This window comes from Gluconobacter sp. P1D12_c, assembly GCF_018812105.1.
Lineage (GTDB): Bacteria > Pseudomonadota > Alphaproteobacteria > Acetobacterales > Acetobacteraceae > Gluconobacter > Gluconobacter oxydans_A.
Window position 1 is genome coordinate 90,514 of record NZ_JACSIQ010000002.1, and the last position, 24,686, is coordinate 115,199.

The 24,686-nt window shown below is 52.4% G+C and carries 17 protein-coding genes; 8 read left to right on the forward strand and 9 right to left on the reverse strand.

The features are described from left to right. Positions 1-2 precede the first annotated feature (2 nt). Entirely contained in the window at positions 3-512 is a 510-nt protein-coding gene (locus KP705_RS02425) for a heme-binding protein (RefSeq protein WP_252348190.1), read from the forward strand. Further along, positions 509-1,966 (forward strand): carbohydrate porin, encoded by a 1,458-nt coding sequence (locus KP705_RS02430; RefSeq protein ID WP_099213004.1) that lies wholly within the window; start codon positions 509-511, stop codon positions 1,964-1,966. The genes KP705_RS02425 and KP705_RS02430 overlap by 4 nt, the downstream gene beginning before the upstream one ends. Before the next feature lie 132 nt (positions 1,967-2,098). On the opposite strand, the gene KP705_RS02435 is transcribed toward KP705_RS02430, so the two are convergent. Both KP705_RS02435 and KP705_RS02440 read right to left on the reverse strand, forming a co-directional pair. Beyond that, positions 2,099-3,673: a tannase/feruloyl esterase family alpha/beta hydrolase gene (locus KP705_RS02435; protein ID WP_252348191.1), complete on the reverse strand. Its 1,575-nt coding sequence runs from the start codon at positions 3,671-3,673 to the stop codon at positions 2,099-2,101. A gap of 126 nt (positions 3,674-3,799) precedes the next feature. Beyond that, a complete protein-coding gene (locus KP705_RS02440; RefSeq protein WP_200898372.1) occupies positions 3,800-4,018 on the reverse strand; it encodes a hypothetical protein in 219 nt (72 codons plus the stop codon). Between KP705_RS02440 and KP705_RS02445 the strand changes: the two genes are divergently transcribed. The 4 genes from KP705_RS02445 to KP705_RS02460 all read left to right on the forward strand — a co-directional run bounded on the left by KP705_RS02445 (position 4,017) and on the right by KP705_RS02460 (position 8,823). Then, positions 4,017-5,105: a DUF3500 domain-containing protein gene (locus KP705_RS02445; protein ID WP_374195550.1), complete on the forward strand. Its 1,089-nt coding sequence runs from the start codon at positions 4,017-4,019 to the stop codon at positions 5,103-5,105. The two genes, KP705_RS02440 and KP705_RS02445, sit on opposite strands and share 2 nt — an antisense overlap. A gap of 122 nt (positions 5,106-5,227) precedes the next feature. Then, complete coding sequence (locus KP705_RS02450) at positions 5,228-5,659, forward strand: hypothetical protein (RefSeq protein ID WP_252348192.1); 432 nt, start codon at positions 5,228-5,230, stop codon at positions 5,657-5,659. A gap of 46 nt (positions 5,660-5,705) precedes the next feature. Continuing rightward, positions 5,706-7,130, forward strand: coding sequence for an MFS transporter (locus tag KP705_RS02455; RefSeq protein WP_080951551.1), 1,425 nt, complete (start codon positions 5,706-5,708; stop codon positions 7,128-7,130). Positions 7,131-7,446: 316 nt separating this feature from the next. Beyond that, the gene (locus tag KP705_RS02460) at positions 7,447-8,823 is read left to right on the forward strand and encodes an NAD-dependent succinate-semialdehyde dehydrogenase (RefSeq protein ID WP_215763945.1); all 1,377 of its coding nucleotides are present in this window, start codon (positions 7,447-7,449) and stop codon (positions 8,821-8,823) included. A 216-nt stretch (positions 8,824-9,039) separates the two neighbouring features. Here the strand turns inward: KP705_RS02460 and KP705_RS02465 are convergent, their stop codons facing one another. From KP705_RS02465 to KP705_RS02495, 7 genes are all read right to left on the reverse strand, one after another. Then, a complete protein-coding gene (locus KP705_RS02465; protein WP_052750083.1) occupies positions 9,040-11,061 on the reverse strand; it encodes a GAF domain-containing protein in 2,022 nt (673 codons plus the stop codon). Positions 11,062-11,296: 235 nt separating this feature from the next. Then, on the reverse strand, positions 11,297-12,157 hold the full coding sequence (locus KP705_RS02470; protein ID WP_046901769.1) for a glucose 1-dehydrogenase: 861 nt from the start codon (positions 12,155-12,157) through the stop codon (positions 11,297-11,299). A gap of 165 nt (positions 12,158-12,322) precedes the next feature. Next, positions 12,323-12,886: a hypothetical protein gene (locus KP705_RS02475; RefSeq protein ID WP_046901770.1), complete on the reverse strand. Its 564-nt coding sequence runs from the start codon at positions 12,884-12,886 to the stop codon at positions 12,323-12,325. 134 nt (positions 12,887-13,020) lie between these two features. Beyond that, positions 13,021-13,938 carry a polyphosphate kinase 2 gene (gene ppk2 / locus KP705_RS02480; protein ID WP_046901771.1) on the reverse strand — a complete coding sequence of 306 codons (918 nt, stop codon included), beginning with the start codon at positions 13,936-13,938 and terminating at the stop codon, positions 13,021-13,023. Positions 13,939-14,041: 103 nt separating this feature from the next. Then, positions 14,042-15,496 (reverse strand): carbohydrate porin, encoded by a 1,455-nt coding sequence (locus KP705_RS02485; protein ID WP_215763946.1) that lies wholly within the window; start codon positions 15,494-15,496, stop codon positions 14,042-14,044. Positions 15,497-15,707: 211 nt separating this feature from the next. Beyond that, positions 15,708-16,697: a phosphate ABC transporter substrate-binding protein PstS gene (gene pstS, locus KP705_RS02490; RefSeq protein WP_215763947.1), complete on the reverse strand. Its 990-nt coding sequence runs from the start codon at positions 16,695-16,697 to the stop codon at positions 15,708-15,710. A gap of 198 nt (positions 16,698-16,895) precedes the next feature. Further along, positions 16,896-19,424 carry a TonB-dependent siderophore receptor gene (locus KP705_RS02495; protein ID WP_046901774.1) on the reverse strand — a complete coding sequence of 843 codons (2,529 nt, stop codon included), beginning with the start codon at positions 19,422-19,424 and terminating at the stop codon, positions 16,896-16,898. An 849-nt stretch (positions 19,425-20,273) separates the two neighbouring features. On the opposite strand from KP705_RS02495, the gene KP705_RS02500 reads away from it, so the two are divergent. Continuing rightward, the gene (locus KP705_RS02500) at positions 20,274-22,340 is read left to right on the forward strand and encodes a Hint domain-containing protein (protein ID WP_215763948.1); all 2,067 of its coding nucleotides are present in this window, start codon (positions 20,274-20,276) and stop codon (positions 22,338-22,340) included. A gap of 1,552 nt (positions 22,341-23,892) precedes the next feature. Further along, positions 23,893-24,675, forward strand: coding sequence for a helix-turn-helix domain-containing protein (locus tag KP705_RS02505; RefSeq protein ID WP_215763949.1), 783 nt, complete (start codon positions 23,893-23,895; stop codon positions 24,673-24,675). Positions 24,676-24,686 lie beyond the last annotated feature (11 nt).

Here is a 24,686-nt window from a genome sequence, read left to right on the forward strand (position 1 = left end):
TTTTGTACAAACTATTTCAGCGCCGGACCATTGGCGCCGCTCTGAGTATTCTCATCGCAACAGCAAGTCTTACTGGGCTTGCATCAGCGAAGGACCTGGCCGTGAATTTAGAGACGTCAAATACCCTCATCGATCAGGCCAAGAAGCTTGCGGTGGCCAGTCATGCCCGTGTCGCCATCGCTATTGTTGATGCGGGCGGAAATCTGGTCTCTTTTCAGAAGATGGACGGGACACAACTCGGGAGTATCGAACTGGCGATCCGCAAAGCCAAGACCGCGCTCTCCTTCGCTCGTCCAACCGCTGACATGGAACATGCCCTCAATAGCGGGAATTACATGATCAGCACGCTGCCGAATGCCCTTCCCGCCGGCGGTGGATACCCGATCATGGTGAACAATGAGCTCGTAGGGGCCCTTGGTCTGAGTGGTGGCGAAGGTGAAACCGATGCTCATCTCGCTCAGTCCACAGTCACCACCTTCCTGCAGACTTCAAAGGCAAAGAGCACTGAATGAAAACCCGACGTCCAATGCACAGGAAAAAACTTGCTGGCTTTTTCCTGTGCGCGGCCCTGGGTATCGTTGGTCCCGGCCGTCAGGCGCTCGCACAGAGCGAAACTTCCCAGAACCTTGCAACACCTGAATCCTACAAGTCCCGTGCTTTTGCGATGGAAGGCATGGGTACCTTCGCAGTTGGGCCCCTCGTCCCGTCTCTATATGGAAATCCTCATTTATTCGGAGACTGGGGCGGTGCGCAGACATGGCTGACAAAGCACGGCATGTATCTGAACGTCGCGCTCAATGAAGAATACATGGCCAATGTCACGGGTGGTCGCACGCGGGATAACGTGCTGGCCGGTCAGGTGGCTGCCGAACTGGATGTGGACTGGCAGCAACTTGCAGGCGTGAAAGGTCTCTGGACGCATCTTCTCGTCATTAACGGCCATGGACGCAGCTTCAGCCACACACTGGGCGATTCAGTTACCAATCCTGAACAGATTTACGGTGCCCGTGGTAACGTAGTTGCGCATCTTGTTTCCATGTATGCGGATAAGTCTTTTTTGAATGACCGCATCATTTTGTCCCTTGGTGATATTCCAACGGGAAGCTTCTTTGCGTTCGATTACGTCGCCTGTTCCTTCATGAACGTGTCGGTTTGCAGTAATTTCGCTCCCGGAAAATACGTCCCGGGTGGACGCGACTGGCCCTCTGGAAACCTTGGTGGAGTGCTGCGTCTTCGTCCGACGGAGCAAACTTACATCATGGGAGGCGTCTTCGCGGTTTCTCCCCATAGCTACAACGGTGGCATTTCAGGCTGGGCTCTTGCTCAGAGCGGATTGGGTAAGGTCTCATCGCAGATTGAAATCGGCTGGATGCCGTCTTTCGGTAAGAACAAACTGCGAGGTAACTACAAGCTCGGCGCCTGGTATGATAACTCGCGCTATCCGAACCTCTACGAGGACGTGAACGGCAACTCCTTTCAGGCAACAGGCCTTGGGCGGCGCTATGAAGCCGGGATGACATCAGCCTGGTTCATGTTTGACCAGATGTTGGTTCGCAATGGGCCGGGCGTTACTGATGGGCTTATTCTTATTGGTGGTGTTGGGTATGCGCAGGGCAATCTTGTCGCCATGCGAGATCATGAGTGGATCGGAATAGTCGATAGCGGGACGCCGTGGCATCGAAGTGGCGATCAGGCTGGTATCATGTTCCAGCATATGGACATGAGCCATACCGTCACCCTTCAGCAGGAATCATCTCTGGCGCTTGGCCTGCCCTATCTCGATAATCAGTGGGGCCCTGTTTACGGGGTGCAGCATTGGGAGAATGTGTATGAAGCATTCTACAGCACCCATCTCATGCGCGGCACAACGTTGCAGGCAGACTTTCAGTATCTCCAACGCCCAGGTGCTACGACCACTTTCAAGGATGCTGCTGTTATCGGAGGGCAGCTGACTTCCAATTTCTGATTGCCAGAAGTTCGGTTCCACCAGATTGGCTTTCTGTACTCCAGATGACGGGACAAAAGCTGACATAGTGGCGTTTCATCATTTGGTATTACGGCTGAAATTCCCGTTCTTTAAATTCAGGAATTTCAGTTTTCACTCTGGCACAACGCAGTTGAAGCTGGCCGCCGTGGTCATAGGGCCGTGTCCATCATATCGGGCAACTTGCGGCCATGCACAGAGCGGTCTTGTGCGTATGACTTTCCCGCTCTCGACCCGAGAGGCAATAATCGTTTGTGGAGCGTCGTGACGTATGACCCACGCATCGATCGCGCCAAGCTTGTTGAACGTGTCGCACCCTGCTCCGCCATAGCAATGCCCCATACCGGGGATTTCAAGGAGGCGAGCAGACTTCTGTCCTGTTGGTCCGGCATGCTGCATGAGGGCCTGATAATATCCGGCGAGTTCCTGCGGGTTATGCCCGTCATTCCAGCCAATATACATTAACAGCTTCCCTCCACGCTTGAAGAAAGGCGTCAGATTGTCATCGACATGAAGTAGCGGACCAAGCTTGCTGGTTGCGGAGGCGATGTCAGTGTCCCACTTCAGTGTAGTCCAGTCCCATGCGGGGTTCTGAAAAGCAGCATATCTGAACAGATCGAGAGCCACGGGAAACGCTTTCCCATCCGCTGAAAATCCGTCTTCACTGCCTTTCGCTGGACCTGGGAAGATAACCTTGCCCGTTTTGGGATCAACTGGGCCGCGATAGATCTGCTCCACCGCTTTGACCTCATTGGCCGTCAGGCAGCCCTTCGTATCTTTTCCCTCGCACAAAAGCTGCTTGGGATCGAACCCGCACTTGTCCGGCTCGTCAAGAAAACCCTGGCTTTTCCCGACCGGAGAGGCACATGCCGCCATGACTGTACGGTTCAAAAGCTGGAACTTCTCGCGCCCCACACGCAGTGCGGGATCATGATAGCTCATCCATCCTGCCCAGAGCTGTTCACCATTGAAATTGACAATCGGATTAGGAGGCGCTCCAGCAACGATGCCGTCGTAATCATCGGGGTAACGCTTCGCTTCGATCAAGCCTTCCAACCCGCCCAAGGAGCATCCAATCCAATATGCATGGGAAGCGTCTTTCCCATAAAAGCGCCGGATGAGCTGCTTTGCCATCACCGTCATCAGGTGGTCAGCGCGGTAAGCATAATCCACCAGCTTTTCCGGATGCCCTAGCGTGAAACGTCCACCCTGTCCTTCGGGCGTAGAACTGTCATGACCTGTATCTGTGCTGGCAACAGCATAGCCTTCCCCCAGGCCCGTCACCATGCCGTCATACATGAGGGAGCCTGCCCATCCGAAATTTCCGACCCCAAGCAGCTTTCCATTCCAGCCCTGTAGCGGAAGCCAGATTTCTGTTTGAATCGCTGAATCTGAAGACGGACGGAGCGTCATAGCCACACGGCAGAATGCCGGGTTAGCGGCCTGAACTGGATGCCCTGCAAGGTTCATGCCGGGGGCTGTCATGATCCGGCTCAGATTTGTTTGCGGGCTGTGCCACTCTCCGGCGTCTATGGTTTTAACCTTGGTAAAGGTCGCATTAGGAAGTGCCAGACGCGCCAAGTCCGCGCAGTTGGCAGCGCGCGCTTCTGAAGAAAAAAGCAGAGCCCCCGATGCCACGAGAAGTGCCCCAACTGAGCAAGCTGCCAGGATTTGACGCGGCGATTGCATGTGGCGAAAGCGCCGTTGTTGCATGAATGTCATAGAATCCTCCGCTTTTTACTTCTTGTGGCATTGTCTCAAGCAGCAGAGATCAAGCCTCTGTGACCCAAGATGGCACCATGCAGTCTGAACGCCTCAAAGTTGAAAAGGTAAAGCCTTGATCCGTTCCATGCCGCAATGCAGTGTTTCAGTTTCGCTATTCGGAGCAGAGCTCGACACGGTGTGAGCACCAATGAGAGTGGGCGGGATGAAGAGTAGATTTTGGATAATTGGTAGCCTGTTTATGACCATTTCTTCATCCATTGCGGCCAGTATTCCACAACCGCGGACGGAAACGCCGTCAGGAGCAACCATGCCCTCCAGGCAGACGGAAACTGCTGTTGTCGCAGCTCAGACGTTCCTGGCAACTTTCGATTCACAGAGCCGCCAGAAAATACAGTTTCCTTTTGTTGCACAAAAGTCTGGTACTCTTGCCCGCTTCCGCAGACCGGCTCCCGGCGCACCTGTTGTTCCCGCTACAGGTACCGAGGCTCCCAGGCCAACCAAAAGCGGGCCCGGTATGGGTCCTGCAGGTGGTTTTATCGGGGAGCGTTACGGTGCGGCTGTCTGGTCAAATTTTCCTGTCAGCGATGTCCTTCGGCCTGGTTTGCAGATGGGCGAGTTAACTGCAACACAACAGTCAGCCGCCTTGCGTCTTCTGCAAACGCTCTTGAGTACGAGGGGCTATCAAAAAGTGCAGGACATCATGGGCTCAGATCAGGCACTTGCTGATGAGGGAACCAATTTCGCCGCCGGGAGAGCTGTCTACACCATAGCCATCTTCGGAGAGCCATCTGAAATGTCCCCATGGATGGTGCAGTTCGGTGGCCATCATTTGGGATTAAATCTTGTCATTGACGGCCCTCACGGCGTGATGACCCCAACATTGACCGGCGCACAACCCGCTGTGTATCGACACAACGGGCAAACAGTCCGTGTCCTCGCAGGTGAGAATGACAAGGCTTTCGCGCTTCTGAATGCTTTAAATTCAAAGCAGCGTCAGCAGGCTATCCTTCCATATCGAGTAGATGATCTGGTTCAGGGGCCCGGACATGATGGAGAGACCATAGTCCCTGAAGGTCTCAAAGGCTCAGCTCTGACTCCTGCTCAAAAGGACATGCTTATGGACGTCATTGGTGAGTGGGCAGGCATTATCAACGATGCCTACGCAGCTCCGCGCCTCAAGGAAATAAGGGATGGTCTGAACGACACCTGGTTTGCATGGAGCGGTCCAATTACGCATGAACCTAAGCGTAATGGCTCGTCTTATTATCGTATTCAGGGCCCGCGGCTGTTGATTGAATTTTCGCCTCAAGGTGTTGGTGGTGATCCTACCCAGCATGTTCATACTGTCTATCGTGACCCGACCAACAGCTACGGTAACAGGCTTACGGCACGATGAGCGTGATACGTCCCGCCTTTCTCGTAGGTATCGCGGTTCTAATCCCTGGAATGGCTTCAGCTCATCGGCTGGATGAATACCTTCAGGCCACAACAATTGACCTCGCCAGAGATCATATTGCTTTGCATCTTCACCTTGTGCCGGGTGTGGATGTAGCCAAAAGCGTTATCCAGGAACTTGATACCAACCATGATGGAACTTTGTCTCTTTTTGAAGAGCGCTCCTACGTTTCTCAAATTATCCACAGACTTTCGGTGTTTCTGAATGGAGAACAGCAACCAATAACCCTGAATACCGCCACCTTCCCTCCTCTCAAGGACATACAAGGCGGCACAGGCGTCGTGGACCTTCAGCTTACGATCACAACTGTGCCGCAAATCGGCTTCAATCATCTCATTTATATTAATCGTGGGTCAGGGCCTGAAACGGCTTGGCTTGTGAACTGCCTCCTGCCCTCTGATCCAACATTCCATATTCTCCAGCAAAAGCGTTCCCCGAACCAGTCGGACTATCAGCTGGACTTTCAAATTTTACCTTCAAAAATTCACAACTGAACTTCCACTCTGGAGACTTTTTTTGCTGGAGCCTTCTCAAAAAGCCATGGCTTTTTCTGCTCAGTCTGATGAGGGAGAGGCTCTTCGTTACTCCCCGCTTATTGCTTTTACCATGGCTATTGCGACGTTCATGCAGAACCTCGACGGGGCCATCATCAACACGTCCCTTCCTGCCATGGCGCGCTCCTTTGGGGTAAAGACGCTTGATCTCTCGATGGGAGTGACCGCCTATCTTCTGGCGTCGGTTGCTATTTCACCCATCTCTGCCTGGATGGCCATGAAGTTTGGTGAGAAGCGCGTCATGTGTCTGGCCGTAGCGTTTTTCACGCTTTCGTCCCTGCTTTGTGGTCTGGCGGAGACACTTCCCATGTTTGTCTGCGCGCGGATCGGACAAGGTTTGGCAGGTGCCGTCATGATGCCTGTAGGCATGTCCATCATCCTGCGCCACACGCCTAAAGGCGACCTGATGAAAGCGCAGTCCGTCACTGTATGGCCTGCTTTGTCCGCTCCAATCATTGGCCCGGTTCTCGGTGGGTATCTGACCGAGACAGTCGGATGGCGCTGGAATTTCTGGCTTAATCTGCCCATCGGAATTCTAGCCGTTCTGATCATGTTGCGTGTGGTCCCTGCCGAACCCGCGGAAGGAGCAGGAAAGCTGGATATCAAGGGATTTGTGCTGTGTGGGACGGGTCTGACCTGCCTGCTGTCTGGCCTTCAGCGCATTTCTGAAACGGGAACGGAGCAGATTGTTGCATTTGGCCTGACAGTAGCGGGAGCCATCATCAGCCTCTCAGCTGTTCGTCATCTTCAAGCTCACCATACTCCCATTCTTTCTCTGGAACCTCTTAAACGCGCCAGTCTGCGATATGCGGCCTTCTACCCTGGGCTAATTTTCCGCGCTGTATTTTCCTCTGCCCCATTTTTACTTCCGCTGTTTTTACAGCTTGGGCTTGGATTTTCTCCCGTGCAGGCCGGAACATGGCTGTTGGCCTATTTCTGCGCCAATCTCGGCATAAAACCTTTGACGTCTGCCATCATTCGGTGGGGCGGCTTCCGGAACGTCCTCTTCTTCAACGGCTTACTCGTTGCGGCATCGCTGCTCCCGTTCACTTTTTTGAACACCCAGACATCTCCGGTCTTGCTAGGTCTTTCTCTCGTAGTTGCGGGGTTATGTCGCTCGCTCCAGCTCACCAGTCTTTCGACGATGGCCTTTGCGGATGTCAGTCACAATGAACGGAGCAAGGCCGCTGCCATCATGTCCATTCTAGGACAGGCGGCCTCAACTGTGGGCGTTGCCATTACGGCTTTCGGGCTTGCAATGCTCTCTCGCTTGTATGGTCACGCCTCAGTTAATCTTCGCGAACTGCATATGGTCTTTCTGCTAACTGCATTGATCGTGCTGATTGGTACATCTGGTTTCTGGAAAATGTCACGTACTCTCGGGGCCGAAATTTCGGGAAAACGTAGCTGAATGGATTGGAATATGTGAATCACGGTAAGGTGAGACGAAGAGGCAACTTCCGCAGCCTTCCTGCCGATCACTATGGTCAAAGCACACGCTCTCGACTTTTTCATGCCGTGCTCGGAAAACTGTGATGAGATACTAGCTAGCAATCTTTCTTTTTCCGAAAACTTTCGCGTCCCTGGGAGCGTTCTTTCGTTATCCAGCTTTCAAGTCCCGGTTTCTCACGCGATCTGAATGCAAATAACGAAACTGACTGATTTCGGTTTGTGGCCGATTGATTAGCCGGACAAGGCAACGTCCAGTCAGCGGAGAAAATGACACCATGGCTTACCAGACGGTCAATCCTTTCACCGAGCAAACTGTAAAAACGTACCCTGAACACACGGATGCGCAAGCGTTCGAAGCTCTCGGCAGAGCTGATGCGGCTTTCAAATCAGCTGACTGGGGTCAAGGGCCAATCGAGAAGCGGCTATCTGTATTATCGAAAATTGCAGATCTCTTTGATGAGCGCGCTGATGATTTGGCGCATGCCGCGAGCATCGAGATGGGTAAGCGCTTTTCTGACGCGAAAGAGGAAGTCAAACTCTGCGGAGGTATTGCACGCTTTTATGCTGAACATGCAAAAGAACAGCTGAAGCCTACACCCTGCGAGACGTCTCTTGGAGAGGCGTGGATCGAAAATGCGCCGATTGGAACGCTCGTTGCTGTAGAACCATGGAATTTTCCTTTTTACCAGTTGGTTCGTGTTGTTGCGCCAGCGTTCGCGGTAGGGAATTCCGTTCTCATCAAGCACGCGGAAATTGTCCCCCATTGCGCTGAGCTTTTCGAAACCCTCGTTCGTGATGCAGGGGCTCCAGACGGTGCCTGCGTCAACCTGTTCATAACGCCTGACCAGGTCGCTGCTCTCATCGGTGATGACAGAGTGCAGGGCGTCGCGCTTACAGGATCAGAACGCGCTGGCGCAGCGGTGGCGGCTACCGCGGCCAAGCATCTGAAGAAGTCCACTCTTGAACTGGGTGGCATGGATATCTTTGCAGTTCTTGATGACGCTGACCTCGCCCGCGCAATTAAAATCGGCACAGCAGCACGGCTCTCAAACGCTGGGCAGGTTTGCACCGCGGCCAAGCGCTTTATTGTTCATGAGAAAGTTGCAGACGCGTTTATTGCTGGCCTGAAAACAGAGTTTGAAAAAGCCCGTTTGGGCGACCCTCTGGATCCGGCAACCACGCTGCAACCGATGTCGTCCAAGGCCGCATTGGAAACAATCGCCAAGCAAGTGGACGAAGCTGTGAAGCATGGTGCTCAAGTTCTGACGGGCGGAAAGGTCGCTGATCGGACCGGCTTCTTCTACGAACCGACCATTCTGACCGGTATCGACAAGAAAAGCCCTTCATTTAAATCGGAGTTCTTCGGGCCCGTTGCGCAGATTTATGTTGTGAAAAGCGAAGACGAACTGGTTGCGTTAGCCAATGACTCTCCATACGGCCTCGGTGGATCGGTATTCTCGAAAGATCATGAACGCGCCAAGAAGCTTGCCTCTCAGATAGAAACCGGCATGGTTTTTATTAACCAATGGACCAGCACGGCGCCGGAACTCCCGTTCGGAGGGGTCAAGCGTTCTGGCTACGGACGTGAGCTCGGCGACCTTGGGATCATGGAGTTTGTTAATCGCAAGCTGGTCGTTGTCGCGCACGGCTAACAGCCTCCTAGACCCACGTATGCGCTTTTATCTGGTGCTCAATATTATGAGTGCTGGATAAAGCTGCGTGGCCTAATGCTCACTTTAATCTGTCATAGTTTATGTTTGTATCATAAATCGCTCTACCGGCGCAGTCTATGTAAAGGAGCGCTGGCAAGTAATACTAAAAGACTTCCATAGCCATCAGACTATGAAGCCGACGACTTTTCCCAAAATTCAGTGATTGGCCATCGAGATGATCGACGCTGTCATTTCAACGCGTAAACCTTTGGGATCATAGTGAAGTTCGGTCTTCCCTTGATGTCCCAGGCCAGCCTGTAACAGGCGAATTCCGAAACCCGTCCGGTCTGGGGCTGTCACCGATGGACCGTCAGTTTCCTGCCAGGTCAGCATCATAGCTGACTCTGGTCCATATCCTGTGACCGTCCAGTTCAAATTCACGATCCCGGCAGGGACGCTTAGCGCGCCATGCTTCAGGGCATTCGTGGCCAGTTCATGAAGTACCATTGAGAAGGAAGTTGCCGTATCTGGGCCCAGGCATAGGAAAGGTCCGTTTACTTTTACCCGTCCCTCCAAGCCGAGCGGCGTCATGACTGCTACTGTCAGGCTTGCTAGGTCTGTAGATTGCCAGTTTCTTCTCATCAATTGATCATGCGCTGAGCTTAGCGCTATCAGTCGCGCGGTGAATGTTGTGAGCGCGCTCTGATCTTCAACACCTCGAAAGCCCTGATGGGCCAAGCTCTGAACAATGCTGAGGGTATTTTTCAGGCGATGGAGAATCTCATGATTGATCAGTTCCTGACGGGACAGAGTATCCCACTCATCCAGACCCGCAAAAATTCTATCAGCAGCAGTGCGAATGAAAGACGTCTCGTCCACTGTCCATTCTCGAGGCTGAGAGCTATGGACAAAAAGGCAGCCCGTCAGGTCTCCTCCCCTTATTTTCGGGACCAGTACCTGCGCGATGACATTCACGGACTGATAGGCGGCCTGCTCCATACTCATCCACGACGTATGGGTGATATCATCCAGAATGAAAACGGAGCCACCGCGTAGGAAGTCTGATGTGTGTCGAAAAGCCTCGAATGAGAATTCCCCGCTGATGGGCGGCATGTCAGCCGCACACCAACTCTGCTCCACAGTGAAGCGCTCTTCCCGCATGGAAATGCGGGCGAAACCAACGCGCTGCGCATCAAGGCGATTTCCAAGCAACTGACATGTTTCCTGAAGGGCCTTCTGGCGCGTTTCGGCAGTACGAAGTGCATCACCAATGGCGAGAAGCGTTGTCAGTCTGGCAGTCGCATTTCTTTCGGGTGTAACGTCCTGAAGAGTTCCGATCAGCCGGATCGGGCGTCCGGCTTCGTCATGATCCAGAATACCCTGACGGAGAACCCATCGCTCTTTTCCGTCGCTGGCCCGAAGGATGCGGTACTGCAGCCTTAAAGGAGCAGTTCCTTCAAGAATTCGGTTAAGAGTGGGGATCGTCATTTTGTCATCGGGATGGATCAGGGCAATCCACTGCTCTGCTGAAAGAGTAGGAGCCAGATCGATGCCTGCAATCCGGCAGACTTCCGGCGAAACAGTGATGTCTCCAGACGCCAGATCATACTCATAGATGCCTATGCCGCCTGCTGCTCCAGCTGCTTGTTGAAGGGCATATTTTTCCAGCGCATGCCGACGCTCTGCCTCGGCCTCCTGCACCCGCTTCGCAGCACGCTGGCTGCGAAGCTTTTGAGCGGTGAAACGGCGTTCCTGAGTGACTGACGCCTGCCTCAAATCCATCAGACGCATGGACTGCCGCGCCAGTGCAGCGAGACCATCTTTCTGATGTGAGGACAAGCCATCAGAGCGTGTTTCAAGATCGACAACGCAAAGGGTTCCTACCACCCGTCCCTGCGCATCGAATAATGGATAGCCCGCGTAAAATCTTAACCCAGGCACACCACAGACAAGTGTGTTTTTCTGGGTATAAGGGTCTGCCAGCATGTCAGGAATAACAACCGGAACCTTACGGACAATCACTTGCCCGCATCCTGAATTTGCAAGCGGACCGAAAGGCTGGTCTGTGCCGACACGGGCCGAAAACCACAGCCTGTCCTGATCGAGAATACTGACAAGGGCTATGGGAGTTTGACACAGTGCAGCGGCTGCCACTGCGATGTCATTCAGGTCCGCGTCGGAAAAGGCCGACAGATCTCCGTAGGCATTCACCCGGTCAAGTCCGTCGGCAGAGCCCATTCTCAAGGTATGTCCAAATCCTGCATGGTATCCAGCATACCGCGACTGGCGCTTACCTCCAATCCTGTTTTGGAAGAACGCACATTCAAATATAACGGCTTTCATACTTCTGGAGTAGAGCTGCCAATAAGTTGTATCTGGAGGGAGCGTCGTTTGAGACAAAAAACCTCCCTGGCCAGATTTGGCAAGGGAGGAAGAGTCTAGCTACAATGTAGGCAATGGACCCCTTGGAAGATCAGCCATTGATAATCATGCCGCCATTCACATGAAGTGTCTGCCCGGTCACGAATGATGCATCGTTACTCGCGAGGTAAACATATGCTGGGCCAAGCTCGGAAGGGTCTCCACAACGTCCCATGGGTGTATCTTTCCCAAGATCTGCGACGGACTGCGGGTCAACTGGCCCCCAGCTTGCTGGCTGTAAGGGGGTCCAGACCGGGCCAGGAGCGACGGCATTCACGCGAATGCCTTTTGAGACAAGCTGAAGCGCCAGCGCGCGCGTGAAACCCATTTCTGCAGCTTTTGTAGTTGAATACGCCAAAAGGGCTTTGTTTCCGGCGAATGCATTGATGGAAGATGTGTTGATGATAGCACTTCCCTCCGCTAGATGCGGTAGCGCAGCTCGAACCAGATAGAAGTATCCGTTGATATTGGTGTCCATGTGTTTTTGCCACTCTTGATCAGATATGGCGCTGATATCTTCCTGAACGATCTGGACACCAGCATTGTTTACAAGAATATCGAGCCCACCAAGCTCCTTAACCGCCTTCTCCACAGCTGAGTTACAGGTCTGACTTGAAGAGACATCACCCGCGATAGCAAGGCCTTTGCGGCCCTCCTTCTCAATCAGGCGAATAGTCTCTTTCGCATCTTCATGTTCTTCCAGGTAAAGGATCGCAACATCTGCCCCTTCGCGGGAAAAATGTAAGGCTGCAGCACGTCCAATCCCGCTGTCTCCGCCGCTAATCAGTGCTTTTTTTCCAGCCAGCTTTCCGCTTCCTTTGTAACTGGCACGGATATGCTCCGCCTTAGGTTGCATCAGTCCTTCAAGGCCGGGCTGATGATCCTGTGACTGGGGAAGAATATGGTCAGGCATGCAACTATCGCTCCACAAGAAATGATGCGCCTAAAACAAAGACGCTCCTGACATAATCAACATCCAGAGCTTCAAAGTGTTTCTTCTAAAAATTATCTTTCATGAAAGTTTTACCAATCGATGAGCAATTCGTTGGTGGAGTAAATATTCCATCAAGAATATTAATTATTTTAAGTATAGATAGAACGGAATAAATCCGAAAATTGTCCAGGCGATAATGAATATGAAGGGTGCCTGATGAGCAAAGAGTGCACCTCGTTGTGCTCGTCGCATCATGTCGCGTGTCTCGTCCTCATTTGGGGCAAGGGTGAAATCAGTCAATGCCGGGCTGCGCTGATGTAACACACGCTGCTTCCCCTCCCATTTACCAATCGCAGCGTATGCCGCACGGATACCAGGAAGGGCCATTGCTGCCAGAACAAATCCCAATAGCGAAAACAGGGGCGGCAGAAGAAGAACCATGCTGTCGCCCCACCTTTTTGTAGAGCCCGTCATGGCTGTTGCGTAGGCAATGACAAGAAATGCCTGTGAACCCAGAAGAGCCTGCAAGCGACCGTTCACAACTTCAGTCTCAAACCGGATCTCCGAGCGGTAAAACGCTAGCAACTCGTTGTCTGTCGGATGACCCTGCGCCACAATCTGGCTAGTGTCGGGGGACGGAGACGCTGTTTCTACCATCAGGACCTTCTGCAAAACTGTAATAACGTTTAGCGCAAGGGTATCCTTCAAGTTTCCTGTAAAGCAGGTTTCAGAAAGTATCTCGGTCTGTAATTATGGTCAGTGCGAGTGATTTTCCTCGATCCATAGGGCTATACGGGCAATAGAAGAACTCGTTCCATTACCCGTAAATCATAACGCGGGCGTCAGTAGCGCTGCGGAACCAGCATGGTTTCTGGCGTGGGCTCACGCTCATAGTCGGGGTGGAATACACGCTCGGGAAGAACAACTTCCGGGCGGCTGACAGGTTCGTAAGGCAGAAGAGACAGGAAGTGAGCAATACAGTTCAAGCGCGCCCGCTTTTTGTCTACTGCCGGCACAACCCACCAGGGAGCTTCCGGAATGCTGGATCGTTCGAGCATGATTTCCTTGGCCAGCGTGTAACTTTCCCAGCGACGACGGCTTTCAAGGTCCATCGGGCTGAGTTTCCACTGCTTCAAGGGATCCTCAATGCGGGCGCGGAAGCGTGCTTCCTGTTCTTCGTCCGTGATCGAGAACCAGAATTTGATCACCCGAATGCCGCTGCGGACGAGCATGCGCTCAAATTCTGGCACTGATCGGAAGAATTCTTCGTATTCCTCGTCGGTGCAGAACCCCATGACACGTTCAACGCCAGCGCGATTATACCAACTGCGGTCAAACAGTACGATTTCGCCCGCTGCGGGAAGATGCGCAACATAGCGCTGGAAATACCATTGTGTCCGTTCACGATCATTAGGCGCCGGAAGCGCTGCCACCCGACAGATCCGCGGGTTCAGCCTTTGGGTAATACGCTTGATCGCACCACCTTTCCCTGCAGCATCACGGCCTTCGAAAACGACAACAACGCGTTCTCCCGTTGCCTTGACCCAATCCTGAAGTTTGATGAGTTCGGCTTGCAGGCGAATGAGTTCGCGAAAATAGGTACGGCGGAACGCACGATCTGCAGGATCAAGCCCCTCGCCCTCATTTTCTTCCAGGGAAAGTTCGAATTCTTCATCCAAATCGTCAATGATTTCGTAGCGCATACGTTCCCGCGCCTGTTCGGCCGAAGAATTGGCGCTGAAATCGTGGTCCTGCGTCATGGATAAGTTCCTTTATCACCGACCTTCAAGGCCGTGAAAGAAACTATACTGTGGAAACCAGACTGAGAGTTTGAAGGTTAATTGACATTACGTTAGCCACTTTTCAGAACGTCGTCGTCATATTCAAGCCAAGAACAGCACCTTCTGAGGCTGCTGCTTGACCTTTTTCTGGCGCCTGACCTCCAACATGCCAGAAATACTGAAAATCAGGCTGAACGGTCAGGTAATCGCGGACCGGAATCTGCCAGGTGAATTCAATATGATCTTCTGGTACGAGCAGTCTGGCGGAGCTGTCTGCGAGGCGTATCGTATCTTTGGCGTTGTCTCGTGCACGGTGCCCGTAAAAGCTGGTTCCCCAGCCAATTCCAACAACATCATTGGGCCGAGACGGCACAAAACCCTGAAACGTCAGCCCGGCTTCCACTTCATTTGTAAATCGGTTGCGCGTCCCGCTGGCAATGGTCGCACGAACAAACGTATTGATTGCCTTTGATGGCCCCTGAACCGTTCTCCAGAGGGTTTGGTCCAGCACGATGTAACCCAGCCAGTTTCCATGGTGATATGCCGGTATTCCGGAACTGTCAGGGCTGCCCAGGAAGCCGCCACGACTGTCATATCGGGGGTCAGGAAAATGGCCGGTATCGTAAAGGCCGCCGATTTTCCATGTCCCGGGAAGTGCGGGTGCATCTTTTCCTGAAAGGCTTTGGGCGGCATCGACCCAGAGCTGCGCCTCCCCTAAAAATAACGTTCCACCGCTTGTCGAGAAACTGGTGCCCGAAGGGTCCATCCGGGTAGGGCTGAGTTGACTATAAAATGGGCCTTTGGTTGGATTGTCGTCTGTGATGGCCAGCATAAGCACAAGCGGATAAGCTGGAGACCACTTGATCCGTGTTCCGACAGCAGAGAAAGGCCAAGACGGGCCGCCCGAATACAGATTGCTTGACGTCGAGAGCGGCCAACCAAAGCTTGCGTTCAGAAACAGGGATGCGTTCTGGCTGACCAGAAATTCAGTATCCAGATCAATTGTGCCAACGCGAATATCAAGCCGGTTTCCAAAGAAGCCCTGCCCATACCAAAGCTCGAACAAACGTGTGGTTCGGCCAGCGTCATAGCCGCTAACCGGGTTTAAAGACCCAAGGCGCTCTCCCGCCAGAGACCGCCCCCTGACCTGAATGGCGCTGATATTGAGAAGGCCATCATGCCAGCTAAATGCGCGGCGGGTTTCCAGCACGAGAGTGGCGGCTGTCATGCCGTCATATGTGGGGCCCGGATGCATTCCGCCTGAGGCTAAGCCCCATATTTCCTCAACATCCTGGAGGTTGAATCTGATCCCTTTTCGGCCCAGCCAGGCTCGTGCTCCACCTGCATTGCCCAACAACTCCGTTCCTGTGTCTTCCGGTGGAAGAACGAAGCCCGGTGCCGGAGATGGTAACGGTACGCCTGACGGTAAAACGTCAGTTACGAGAGGTGCCGCTGCCGCCTCGGCTTTCCCGAAAAACGAATGGAAAATGCTACTTAAAACTACAAGGTGCGCCAGTGAGCGCATTTTCCCAAGCATGCGGAGATCCCGTCAAAAACCTGGAGAAGTTCCGTCCTCTATAATTAGTGGCCTTCTCAGCCTTGTGGTGCCGGGTGCGATAAAAAGACGACGATACTGAGCACTCGTAAGCACGACGGTCCCCTCATTCCGAGATGCCGGAAGGCACAATTCATTCACAGAAGTGAGAGGAAAATGGGAAGTGAAGTTATTATGACTTTGCCAGCCTCGCTCAGGGCCACTCTGCAAGGATTTTGTTTTTTACATCGTTCGGCAGCGGGATGTAATCCAGATCCTGGAGGGCCTTATCGCCGTGACGCAGCCCATAGGTGAAAAATGCCTTCACTGCACTTGTCGTCGTCTGGTCTGGTGGATGAACCGGGACGAGCACGAAAGTGGCGCTCATGATAGGCCAACTTTGCGAGCCTGAGGCGTCCAGCAAGCTCACCGCGTAATGATCCGTGTGCTGCCAGTCTGCGCTGTAAGCAGAGCTTTTGAAGGCGGCTATTTCCGGAGCAACGAATAAGCCTGAATGATTTTTCAATTTTACTGTGTTCAGATGATTTCGGCGCGCAAAGGCATATTCCACAAATCCAATCCCGCCGAGGGACTGACGCACACTTGCCGCCACACCATCATTGCCACGGGCCTCGGCCCCCTCGCCCCATGATCCGGGCTTCCAGGATGGCGACTGTGTGCGAAGGTAGTCCGAAAAGACTTGGCTGGTTCCCGATGCCTCTTCACGATGAACTGGCAGGACATCCAGGTCCGGGAGGCGAAGATCAGGATTCAGGGCGCGAATGTGCGGATCATTCCAGGAACTAATATCGCCTCTAAAAAGGGCGACGAGCGTTGAGCCATCCAGCCGCATCTGGTCAGCCCCTACGCCGGGAACATTGATGACTACGACGATAGCTCCGATCGCGGCTGGAAACTGATAAAGCCCCTGCATATCAAGAATCTTTCCTGGAAGAGGAATATCTGAGGCCCCGAAATCCACCTTGTGCGCCATGACCAGTTTCTGCCCCTCTCCTGACCCCACACTGCGATATTTCAGGGACAGGCCAGCTTGAGATGGAAGACTGTCACTCCATGCTCGATACAGGGGCGCAGCGAAGCTTGACCCTGCTCCAGCAACGGGAGCTGAATATGCCGCGCCGCAAATCATGAAGAGAAGCATGGGCATCACTTTGCGTGCCAAAACTCTTATCGAGAGAAACATGCGCACCGACACTCCGTCTGCTCCGGGATTTTCTGCGCATATCACTGAGGAAGGCCGTGTGACTATCCTCTTCCAATACATCAAAAAAGACAGTTTCGAGACAAGTGTTCCGGAGTATCTACGTGAAATAGTCCACGAGAGGGTTTGGGGTGCCCTCTCGTGGATCTGGTCGGATTTTTTAGCGCGACTTTCCTATGCTCAGAAAGACGCGTTCACCCGCCCGAAATAATATCCGCCGGTGAATGGTACCTGGTTCGAGAACTGATCATACATACTGCCACCTGCAGAAATCAGCTGGTCAGGCAGCTTGCGAGGGCGAACATTGAAAATATTGTTCGCGCCCACTGCGACATGAACGTGTGACGTGACGCGATAGCCGATTTCCAGATCTGTCAGCCAGCGAGGCGTATTCTTGAACTGTGCGAAACAACTGTTGGAGTAACGCAGCGCTCCACCTTTCGGGCATGTGGCTGAGGCTGGTGTCCAGTCCTGATACGTCATCATGCCCGTCGTTTCACCATAACGGCTTTGGCGGATGTTTACGTCCCAATTGCCGACAGTCCACAGGGCATTCAGGATCATTTTGCTGCGTGGGGTTGCGGTCGTGATGTACGCAATCGTCTGATCGTTTAGCAGCGGGGTCCCGATCGATGAAATACCATTATGATGCAGACGGGTCCGGTTGAGGTTTAGCGCAGCCGTCAGGGCGATATTGCCCCATTGATGCATATGAACGAGGTAGTCAGCTTTCAGGTCCAGCCCCTGAGTACGGGTGCTGGCCCCGTTGGACAGGAAGTAAGCGGACGAAGCCGCCGCATTAGTTGCTGTTGGTGAGACGTCGAACCCGAACGAACGGATGGCATCCAGCGCCTGTGCTCCGCGCACCGTTCCACCCTGCACAATGCGATCGCGCAGGTTGATCTGGTACACGTCAGCTTCGACGTGAAGGCCGCGTACCGGCTCCATGGTAAAGCCGCCGCTGGCATTCACTGAGCGCTCAGGCTTCAACCCCGATGCACCGAGAGACCGTGCAGCGGCCGATTCAACCGGGAGCTGCCCTCCGACGCTGCCTGTTCCAGCGAAAATGCTCAGACGGCTGAAGTGAGATTCCTGCAATGTTGGAGCGCGAAAGCCGTTGCTGATCGTGCCTCGGAGTGCGAACCGACGAGACACATCATACCGGGCGGAAATCTTGCCGTTTTCGGTGTTGTTCGTGTCTGTGTAATACTCATATCGGCCCGCGATATCGATCGAAAGTTTACTTGTGGGGCGTAGCGTCGTGTCGACATACGCTGAGTACACATTGCGATACCACGTCCCTGCGGATTGGGGTGGAATGCCCGCGTGCTCTACTGGTCCCCCATCAAGGTACGATTCCGGATTTCCTGAGATGATTTGATAGGAATCCAGCCGATGCTCCCCACCAAAGGCAAGGCTCACAGGCATTCCCATAACCGTGAAACTGCGTCGCAGATCGAGATTATTGGTCCATTGTGCATTCTTCTGTGTGTAGTCCCAGAATTTGGACGGTGAATATCCTGTTCGGGTCAGCATGCCGATGTTGACGTTGTCACGAATGCTGATCCGGGAGTTGTCGCCGCCGTAAACTGTGGAAAGGTTCCAGTCGAACCCAGCAAAATCATGGCCCTTCAAGCCAAGGGTAACGCCATAGTCGAGTTCGTCATCGCCCGTAATCGGACGTAACTCTTCAATTCCCATGGCGGGTACGACGTAAGGGTATTTGTAGGCCCGCATGCCTGCATGGCGATAGGCCAGAGTGGCCTGTCCATAAAGCTCGATGTCAGCCCCGAGTGGCTTTCCAAAGTTCAGGCCGAAATTCTCGCGCGTCTCTTCAGGGGTGCTCAGATAATCGGTCTTGCGACCCTTCCATTTTTCTGAGCCTGGCTTAACACCGACAAAGTAGTTTTTTGTATCGGCGCCTGCTGGCCAATAGCCAAGCAGTGCGTGATCCGGTCCCCATGCGACTGCATGTTCGCTGTGATAGATCTGCGCGCCAAGGTGCACATAGCCATCGCGACCAAGTTTGAAGCCACCGTCTGCATTGAGCTGGAACTGCTCTCCGCTCCCAAGATATGCATTTGCTCCACCCTGTCCTGATAACGACAGGCCGTGATCCTTCTTTTTGGTTATGATATTGACCACACCTGCAATCGCATCGGAGCCATACATCGCAGCAGCGCCGTCTTCGAGAATTTCGATATGATCGATCATGTTTTCGGGCAGCATGTTGAGATCGACACCGGAAGACGCAAACTGCGGGCCTGGCTTTTGCACAATGTTCGCAGTGCTATGACGACGCTTTCCATCTACCAGAACAAGCGTCTCATTCGGTCCTAGCCCTCTCATCTGGATGGATGACACCAGTGAGTTGGTATTCGATCCGCGGGCGCTCATTGTGATGGATGGATAGATGCGCGTCAGAGCATTGGCGACGTTCATCTCGGCTGAACGTGCGAGGGCCGCCGATGAGATGATGACGACAGGGCTGATGCTTTGGCGAGCCTTGACGTGGGATTCACGCGTTCCCGTTACGATGACCTGTTCGCTCTCGTTTTCATGGGCAGTCGTCGTTCGTTTTGATTTTCCTTTGGCCTTAGCAGGTTTGTCGTCTGTCGTGGCTTGACTGGAGAGCGGTTGAGCCTGCGCAGGCACCAGGAATGCGCCGGCAGCAGTTGTTGCAACCAGAATTAAAACCGTCTTTTTCATCGGAATGTTTCCCAAAAACGCTATTTGTAACGCCTTGGTACGGATTGTTAGTTGGAAGAAATAAAGCAGAAAAGTTAAGGTTTTGTGTCATTATTATTATGTTTCTGATGTGTTTTTTAATATTTCCATATTTTTAGTTCAATATAATATTTGGAATAATAATAAACAATTATGATATGCTTTGAATAATTGAGAGCTGTCTGTGACCCTTGCAAGGTATGTGTGCTGCATATGCTGCGTCAGCAGATACAGAAAATTACGCTCTCTGCCGGGTCATGGTTATGCCTCGAATGGGAATAGGTGCGCACTCAGTGATGATGACAGCAAGGCACAAACTTGGACCTCCTACTCCTAATTTTTGGGATTTCTCATTCGTCATTTTTCGAAAAGTAGCTCTTTTCCAAGGCCAAGACGCAGCAAACTTCGTGACAAAATATTATTAACGGGCGTTTGCATTGACGAGATTTGAGAAATTTTCCCTCGTGAAATTATTATAAAAACTTCATAACTATATGATTTAAAAATAATTTATTAACGTTTTTTTTCTATCCCCCTCACCGGGTGTCAACTTTTTTTTTACCTTTGAAAAATTCATCCATATTCCCGTCCCTCAAAATTGTGTCTCTATCTCCATGACAAGATTCTGCAAACAATCTGGATAGAGCCATTTCCTGTTAATTCGCCCCTTTACAGGGGCAGGTTGCGCTAGTCGCCAGCGACCGAATTTTACAGATATCAAAGAAATTCTGATTGTCATTCCGCAGGGTCACAAAGAAATATCATCGAGAAGTTTGAATTCCTCACGCTCTGGGTGGTTGTACGGTTAACGAAATTCTCTTGGAGGAAACTATGAGCCACGTAACGAACGGCGTTCTATATGTTGATGACTATGTCAGCGGGGGAACAAATCCAGGAAATTTTTATGGATCGAGTTATTCCTCAGTATATATCTCTTCTGGCGGTACTCTGACGGCTCAGACCGTTAACTCTGGCGGTTCGGTTGTCGTCCAGAGTGGAGGTACAGCCTCGGGCGGTACTATCAATGCTGGTGGATCTGCGTATTTCGCTGCCGGTGCTATAATGTCCGGTTTTACTCTGAATGGTGGCACCGTTGATACGTATGTTACGCCGTGGTTTGTTACGGGCGGATTTGTTAGCGGATCTCTGATTCTCGAAAGTGGCGTCAGCGATGGTGGTTATCAGAAGCTAGGCACCGGTGTTATAATTGACGTCAAATCTGGAGCTTCTCTTTCCAATAGTACGATTGGCGCCAGTAACACAGTAAGCATTAGCGCAGGTGGCGCAGCTAGTGGCTTAGTTATTAGCGGCGGTGGCCTAGGGGTTGCAGGAGTTACATCTAACACAACCGTTATCAGCGGTGGCGTGATGGATGTTGGATCTGGGGGCAACGCTACAGGAAATACCGTCAGCAACGGCGGGTACCTCTACGCTGAGTCTGGTAGCACGATTGGCACCACCACCCTTCAGAGCGGTGCAAGCCTCAGTGCAGCAACTGGCGCAACGATCTCGGGTACTGTCACGGCTGCCAAGGGCGCTACACTGACAATTCCGACAACTGCCGGTGGCACCATCGACCTGCAGGGGAATGGGAATGTCGGCCTGACCATCACGGGTTCAGGTAACCCGACGACGGTTATCTCCGGTTTCTCGGAAGATAAGACGGCAGGAACCGCAGACGGCATCACGCTGACGAACGTCAAAACCGCCGACGTAGCTTCCGTCACCTATCCTGACGCTGACCATGTCACGTTCACGCTCAAGGACGTTTCAGCTGTCACGCTGAATATCATTGGCGTCCAGAACGTGGGCTATACGCTGGCTTCAGACACCAGCGGCGATCTTGTCTACGAAGTGTGCTTCCTCGCTGATACCCTGATCGCAGGTCCGAATGGCAATATTGCTGTCCAGGATCTTGCACTAGGCGACACTGTCACGTCCTATCGCGACGGTCAGGCCTATAGCAGCACGGTTTCCTGGGCAGGCAAGGCACATTGCGTCGTCCGTCCGGAAAAGGCTGATGATGAGGCCGGCTATCCAGTGCGGATCCTTGAAAACGCGATTGCTCTGGGTGTTCCCTTCCAGGACATGCTCGTGACGTCTGAACATTGCCTCTTCCTGGATGGCAAGTTTATTCCGGCCCGTATGCTCGTCAACGGTCGTTCGATCTATTACGACAAGTCCTTCACGTCCTATGACTACTTCCACATTGAGACGGAAGATCATTCGGTCATCATGGCAAACGGTGCACTGACCGAGAGCTATCTTGATACGGGCAACCGTCGTGCGTTCGAACAGAAGAGCAATGTCTTCATGTTCGGCCAAAAGGCGAAGTCCTGGGAGAACGATGCTGCTGCTGCTCTGACCGTATGCCGTGATCTGGTTGAGCCTGTTTACCGTCAGATCGAACAGCGTGCGCAGGAGCTGCAGTTCGCAGTTCAGGCACCGGCTGCTACGACGGTCACGGAAAGCGACCTGCACCTGGTGTCTGATCGCGGTCATCGCATCCAGCCGCTCCGGACGGTCGATAACCGCGTCATGTTCATGATCCCAAGCGATGTGTCTTCGGTTCGTATCGTCTCGAACAGCAGCCGTCCGTCTGATGCGATTGGCCCGTTTGTTGACGACCGTCGTATGCTGGGTGTGTTGATTGGCGATGTTTCGTTCTTCGACAGTGGCGTCACGGTGAACATCAAGACGCACCTCACGAAGGAAAATCTGAGCGGCTGGCACAGCGTGGAGCACATCCCGATGCGCTGGACGAACGGCAACGCCTATCTTCCGCTTGGTGCACGCCTGCCGGGTGGCATTGGTCTTCTTGCCATCAAGGTCGAAGCTGCTGGCCCTTACGTTGTTGCTCCGGCAGATGACGTGGAAGTCGCTCTCAAGACGGCCTAAAGGTTACTCCCCTGCCCGTAATAACTACGGGCAGGTTTTCTCTCTCAGTTTAATAAAAGTTTTTCTTTGGCTGGAAGTTGGTTTATAATTAAGTAATAAAAATTAATCTGATGAGCATGGATTAATATATATTCATGAAAATCGATGAGAATGGTATTCATTTACAAAATACGATGCGCTAGCACTTTGCTTGACAGTTATCCAAGTTTCTCTGAAGAGCAACATTGAAATGACTGGCTGTGCTGCGCCCAATTTCCATTCCGGCTTCTAATACATTTCGGTTTTCTAAAAAAGCTTTCTGGATAGTTCCTGCCGGGTATGCCTAAGCCAAGCATGGTCATCGCTAATCCGCACCACACAAGAGTTTCAAGGCTGCTTCAGTGTGAATGCGCGCCAACGACCTCTTCGAGAGGCATAAGATGCCCGGAAACATGCCTCTTGAAATATGTCGCAAGGCGTAAATTATGCCGAATACCTTATCATTTCAGAACAATACTAACGTCGTTTCAGTTGGTAGATGATTCTGACATAGAGTTAGAAGGAACCTCTATCGGATGGCGTTATAATAACAGCACATGTCCGCGCTACTACGTCATGCGGACAAATACAACGCTGAGAACAGTCAACGTCACTTTTATGGGGAACTTTAGGTGGCATTTTTTGGAAGGCTGCCATCGCACTGTTGCGTTGCTGATTTAGTCGTCCACCTTGCTCCCCGGAACTCTAGTGTTTCTGCAGGACTGGGCGTGGCTACGTCAGTGCTTTTTTATGCCAGTCTTGGAAGAGAAAACTTCCTTGTTGGAGGCTTTTACGTTTCCATCTGGGCTACATTAATGCACTGGTCATCAGAAAAAAGTCGGGAACAGACCATACCTTTCTGCAGCATGAAGAAAGTCTGGCGAATGTCCTTGCCCGCAGTTTGATCGCGTCTCTGGCGCCAGTCATCGGGGCGGTGACGGCTAAAAACTCGTGGGATTATTTAAGGGCACTGAGCATCGTAAATATCCTCAGAAACATAGAAAATTCATGACAATCTTTAATATCTTCAAAGAAAATGTCGATATGCTAGTTATTGATATTGGTAAACAACAGAAATTGTTTCCATAAGCCGGTTGTCCTTTGGAACCCATAACGCAGAATTACTTCTATTAAACGACTAAAGCCCTTGAGAAAACCATATAATCGATAAGTTTATTCTTATTGTCCAAAGATATACTACGTTGATACCTTGAACTGAACAGGGCCAAATCAGCTTTACGGTTCAAAAGGGCCGACGTTCTGGTCTTTCCGGGGAGAGCTCGGCCTGGCATCGGCAGGATGCGCCCGTTTCGGTCACTCTGATGTTCATTACCAACCATGAGGGCAACCGCCATCATGCCGACTCTTGATAAAATTCTGACGACGATGGACAATTATGCATTAACGTTCTGGCGGCAGGTTCTTGATCGGACATTCTTGCCGCCACTGCCAATTCGTACGTCCAGCATTAGGGGAGCCGGGGCCAGTCTTTGCGAAAGATGCTCTTGCAAAGACCGGCCCAGATCATATCACCATGAAGCGTTCTGCCGATTTACCTGCAAACCCACCTCCTGTTGTCGGTTTTGCAGATTATTATGTCGGCGGTTTCGTAGATGGCTTCCACACACATGAGCGGGCACAGTTGTCCATGTTCATTGCTGGGAGTGTGACAGTCACTACGCATGAGGAAAGTTTCGTCCTTCGTCCTGGGCAAGCGCTTTGGCTTCCTGCTCACACGCTACATCAAGCAACCTGCCGCACTGACCTGTCGTTTCAGGTCATCTATGTTGATCCTGATTTCCCCGGTGCTGGCACGCTTCCATGCAAGATGTTTGATGCATCTTCTTTGATACGGGGCCTGATGGACGAGATCATTGCCATGAGCTTTGAGTTTGCCATGGACAACCGAATATCAACGATTTCCCGGCTTCTTATCGATGAAATAGAGCGCGCACCACGGCTTGCAGAGCGCGTGCTTCTGCCTGCCGATCCTCGTATGCGGCGGGTCTGTGAAGCGATTATCGCCAAGCCAGGAGATGGTCGCGACATCGATCATTGGGCGCGTGAAGCCGGTATGGCGCGGCGCACTTTTACCCGCCTCTTTCAGTCTCAAATGGGTATGGGCTTCGCGGCATGGCGACGACGAGTACGGGTTGTGGAAGCCGCTTCACGGATTGCGACGGGCCAATCGATTGCCGAAGTCGCCTTCGATCTAGGCTACGATAATGCCAGTAGCTTCAGCAGTATGTTTCACAGAACTTTTGGTGTCTCCCCGCGCGAACTGAGAACCAACTCGCCTATGGCTGCGCGGCTATAAAGCATCGGGTT

What these genes read in the sequence shown, in the direction of transcription:
- KP705_RS02430 (WP_099213004.1), top strand. Translation starts at nt 509, where the DNA reads ATGAAAACCCGACGTCCAATGCACAGGAAAAAACTTGCTGGCTTTTTC.
- KP705_RS02435 (WP_252348191.1), bottom strand. Translation starts at nt 3,673, where the DNA reads ATGCAATCGCCGCGTCAAATCCTGGCAGCTTGCTCAGTTGGGGCACTT.
- KP705_RS02445 (WP_374195550.1), top strand. Translation starts at nt 4,017, where the DNA reads ATGCCCTCCAGGCAGACGGAAACTGCTGTTGTCGCAGCTCAGACGTTC.
- KP705_RS02440 (WP_200898372.1), bottom strand. Translation starts at nt 4,018, where the DNA reads ATGGTTGCTCCTGACGGCGTTTCCGTCCGCGGTTGTGGAATACTGGCC.
- KP705_RS02455 (WP_080951551.1), top strand. Translation starts at nt 5,706, where the DNA reads ATGGCTTTTTCTGCTCAGTCTGATGAGGGAGAGGCTCTTCGTTACTCC.
- KP705_RS02460 (WP_215763945.1), top strand. Translation starts at nt 7,447, where the DNA reads ATGGCTTACCAGACGGTCAATCCTTTCACCGAGCAAACTGTAAAAACG.
- KP705_RS02465 (WP_052750083.1), bottom strand. Translation starts at nt 11,061, where the DNA reads ATGGGCTCTGCCGACGGACTTGACCGGGTGAATGCCTACGGAGATCTG.
- KP705_RS02470 (WP_046901769.1), bottom strand. Translation starts at nt 12,157, where the DNA reads ATGCCTGACCATATTCTTCCCCAGTCACAGGATCATCAGCCCGGCCTT.
- ppk2 (WP_046901771.1), bottom strand. Translation starts at nt 13,938, where the DNA reads ATGACGCAGGACCACGATTTCAGCGCCAATTCTTCGGCCGAACAGGCG.
- KP705_RS02485 (WP_215763946.1), bottom strand. Translation starts at nt 15,496, where the DNA reads ATGCTTGGGAAAATGCGCTCACTGGCGCACCTTGTAGTTTTAAGTAGC.
- pstS (WP_215763947.1), bottom strand. Translation starts at nt 16,697, where the DNA reads ATGTTTCTCTCGATAAGAGTTTTGGCACGCAAAGTGATGCCCATGCTT.
- KP705_RS02495 (WP_046901774.1), bottom strand. Translation starts at nt 19,424, where the DNA reads ATGAAAAAGACGGTTTTAATTCTGGTTGCAACAACTGCTGCCGGCGCA.
- KP705_RS02500 (WP_215763948.1), top strand. Translation starts at nt 20,274, where the DNA reads ATGAGCCACGTAACGAACGGCGTTCTATATGTTGATGACTATGTCAGC.
- KP705_RS02505 (WP_215763949.1), top strand. Translation starts at nt 23,893, where the DNA reads ATGAAGCGTTCTGCCGATTTACCTGCAAACCCACCTCCTGTTGTCGGT.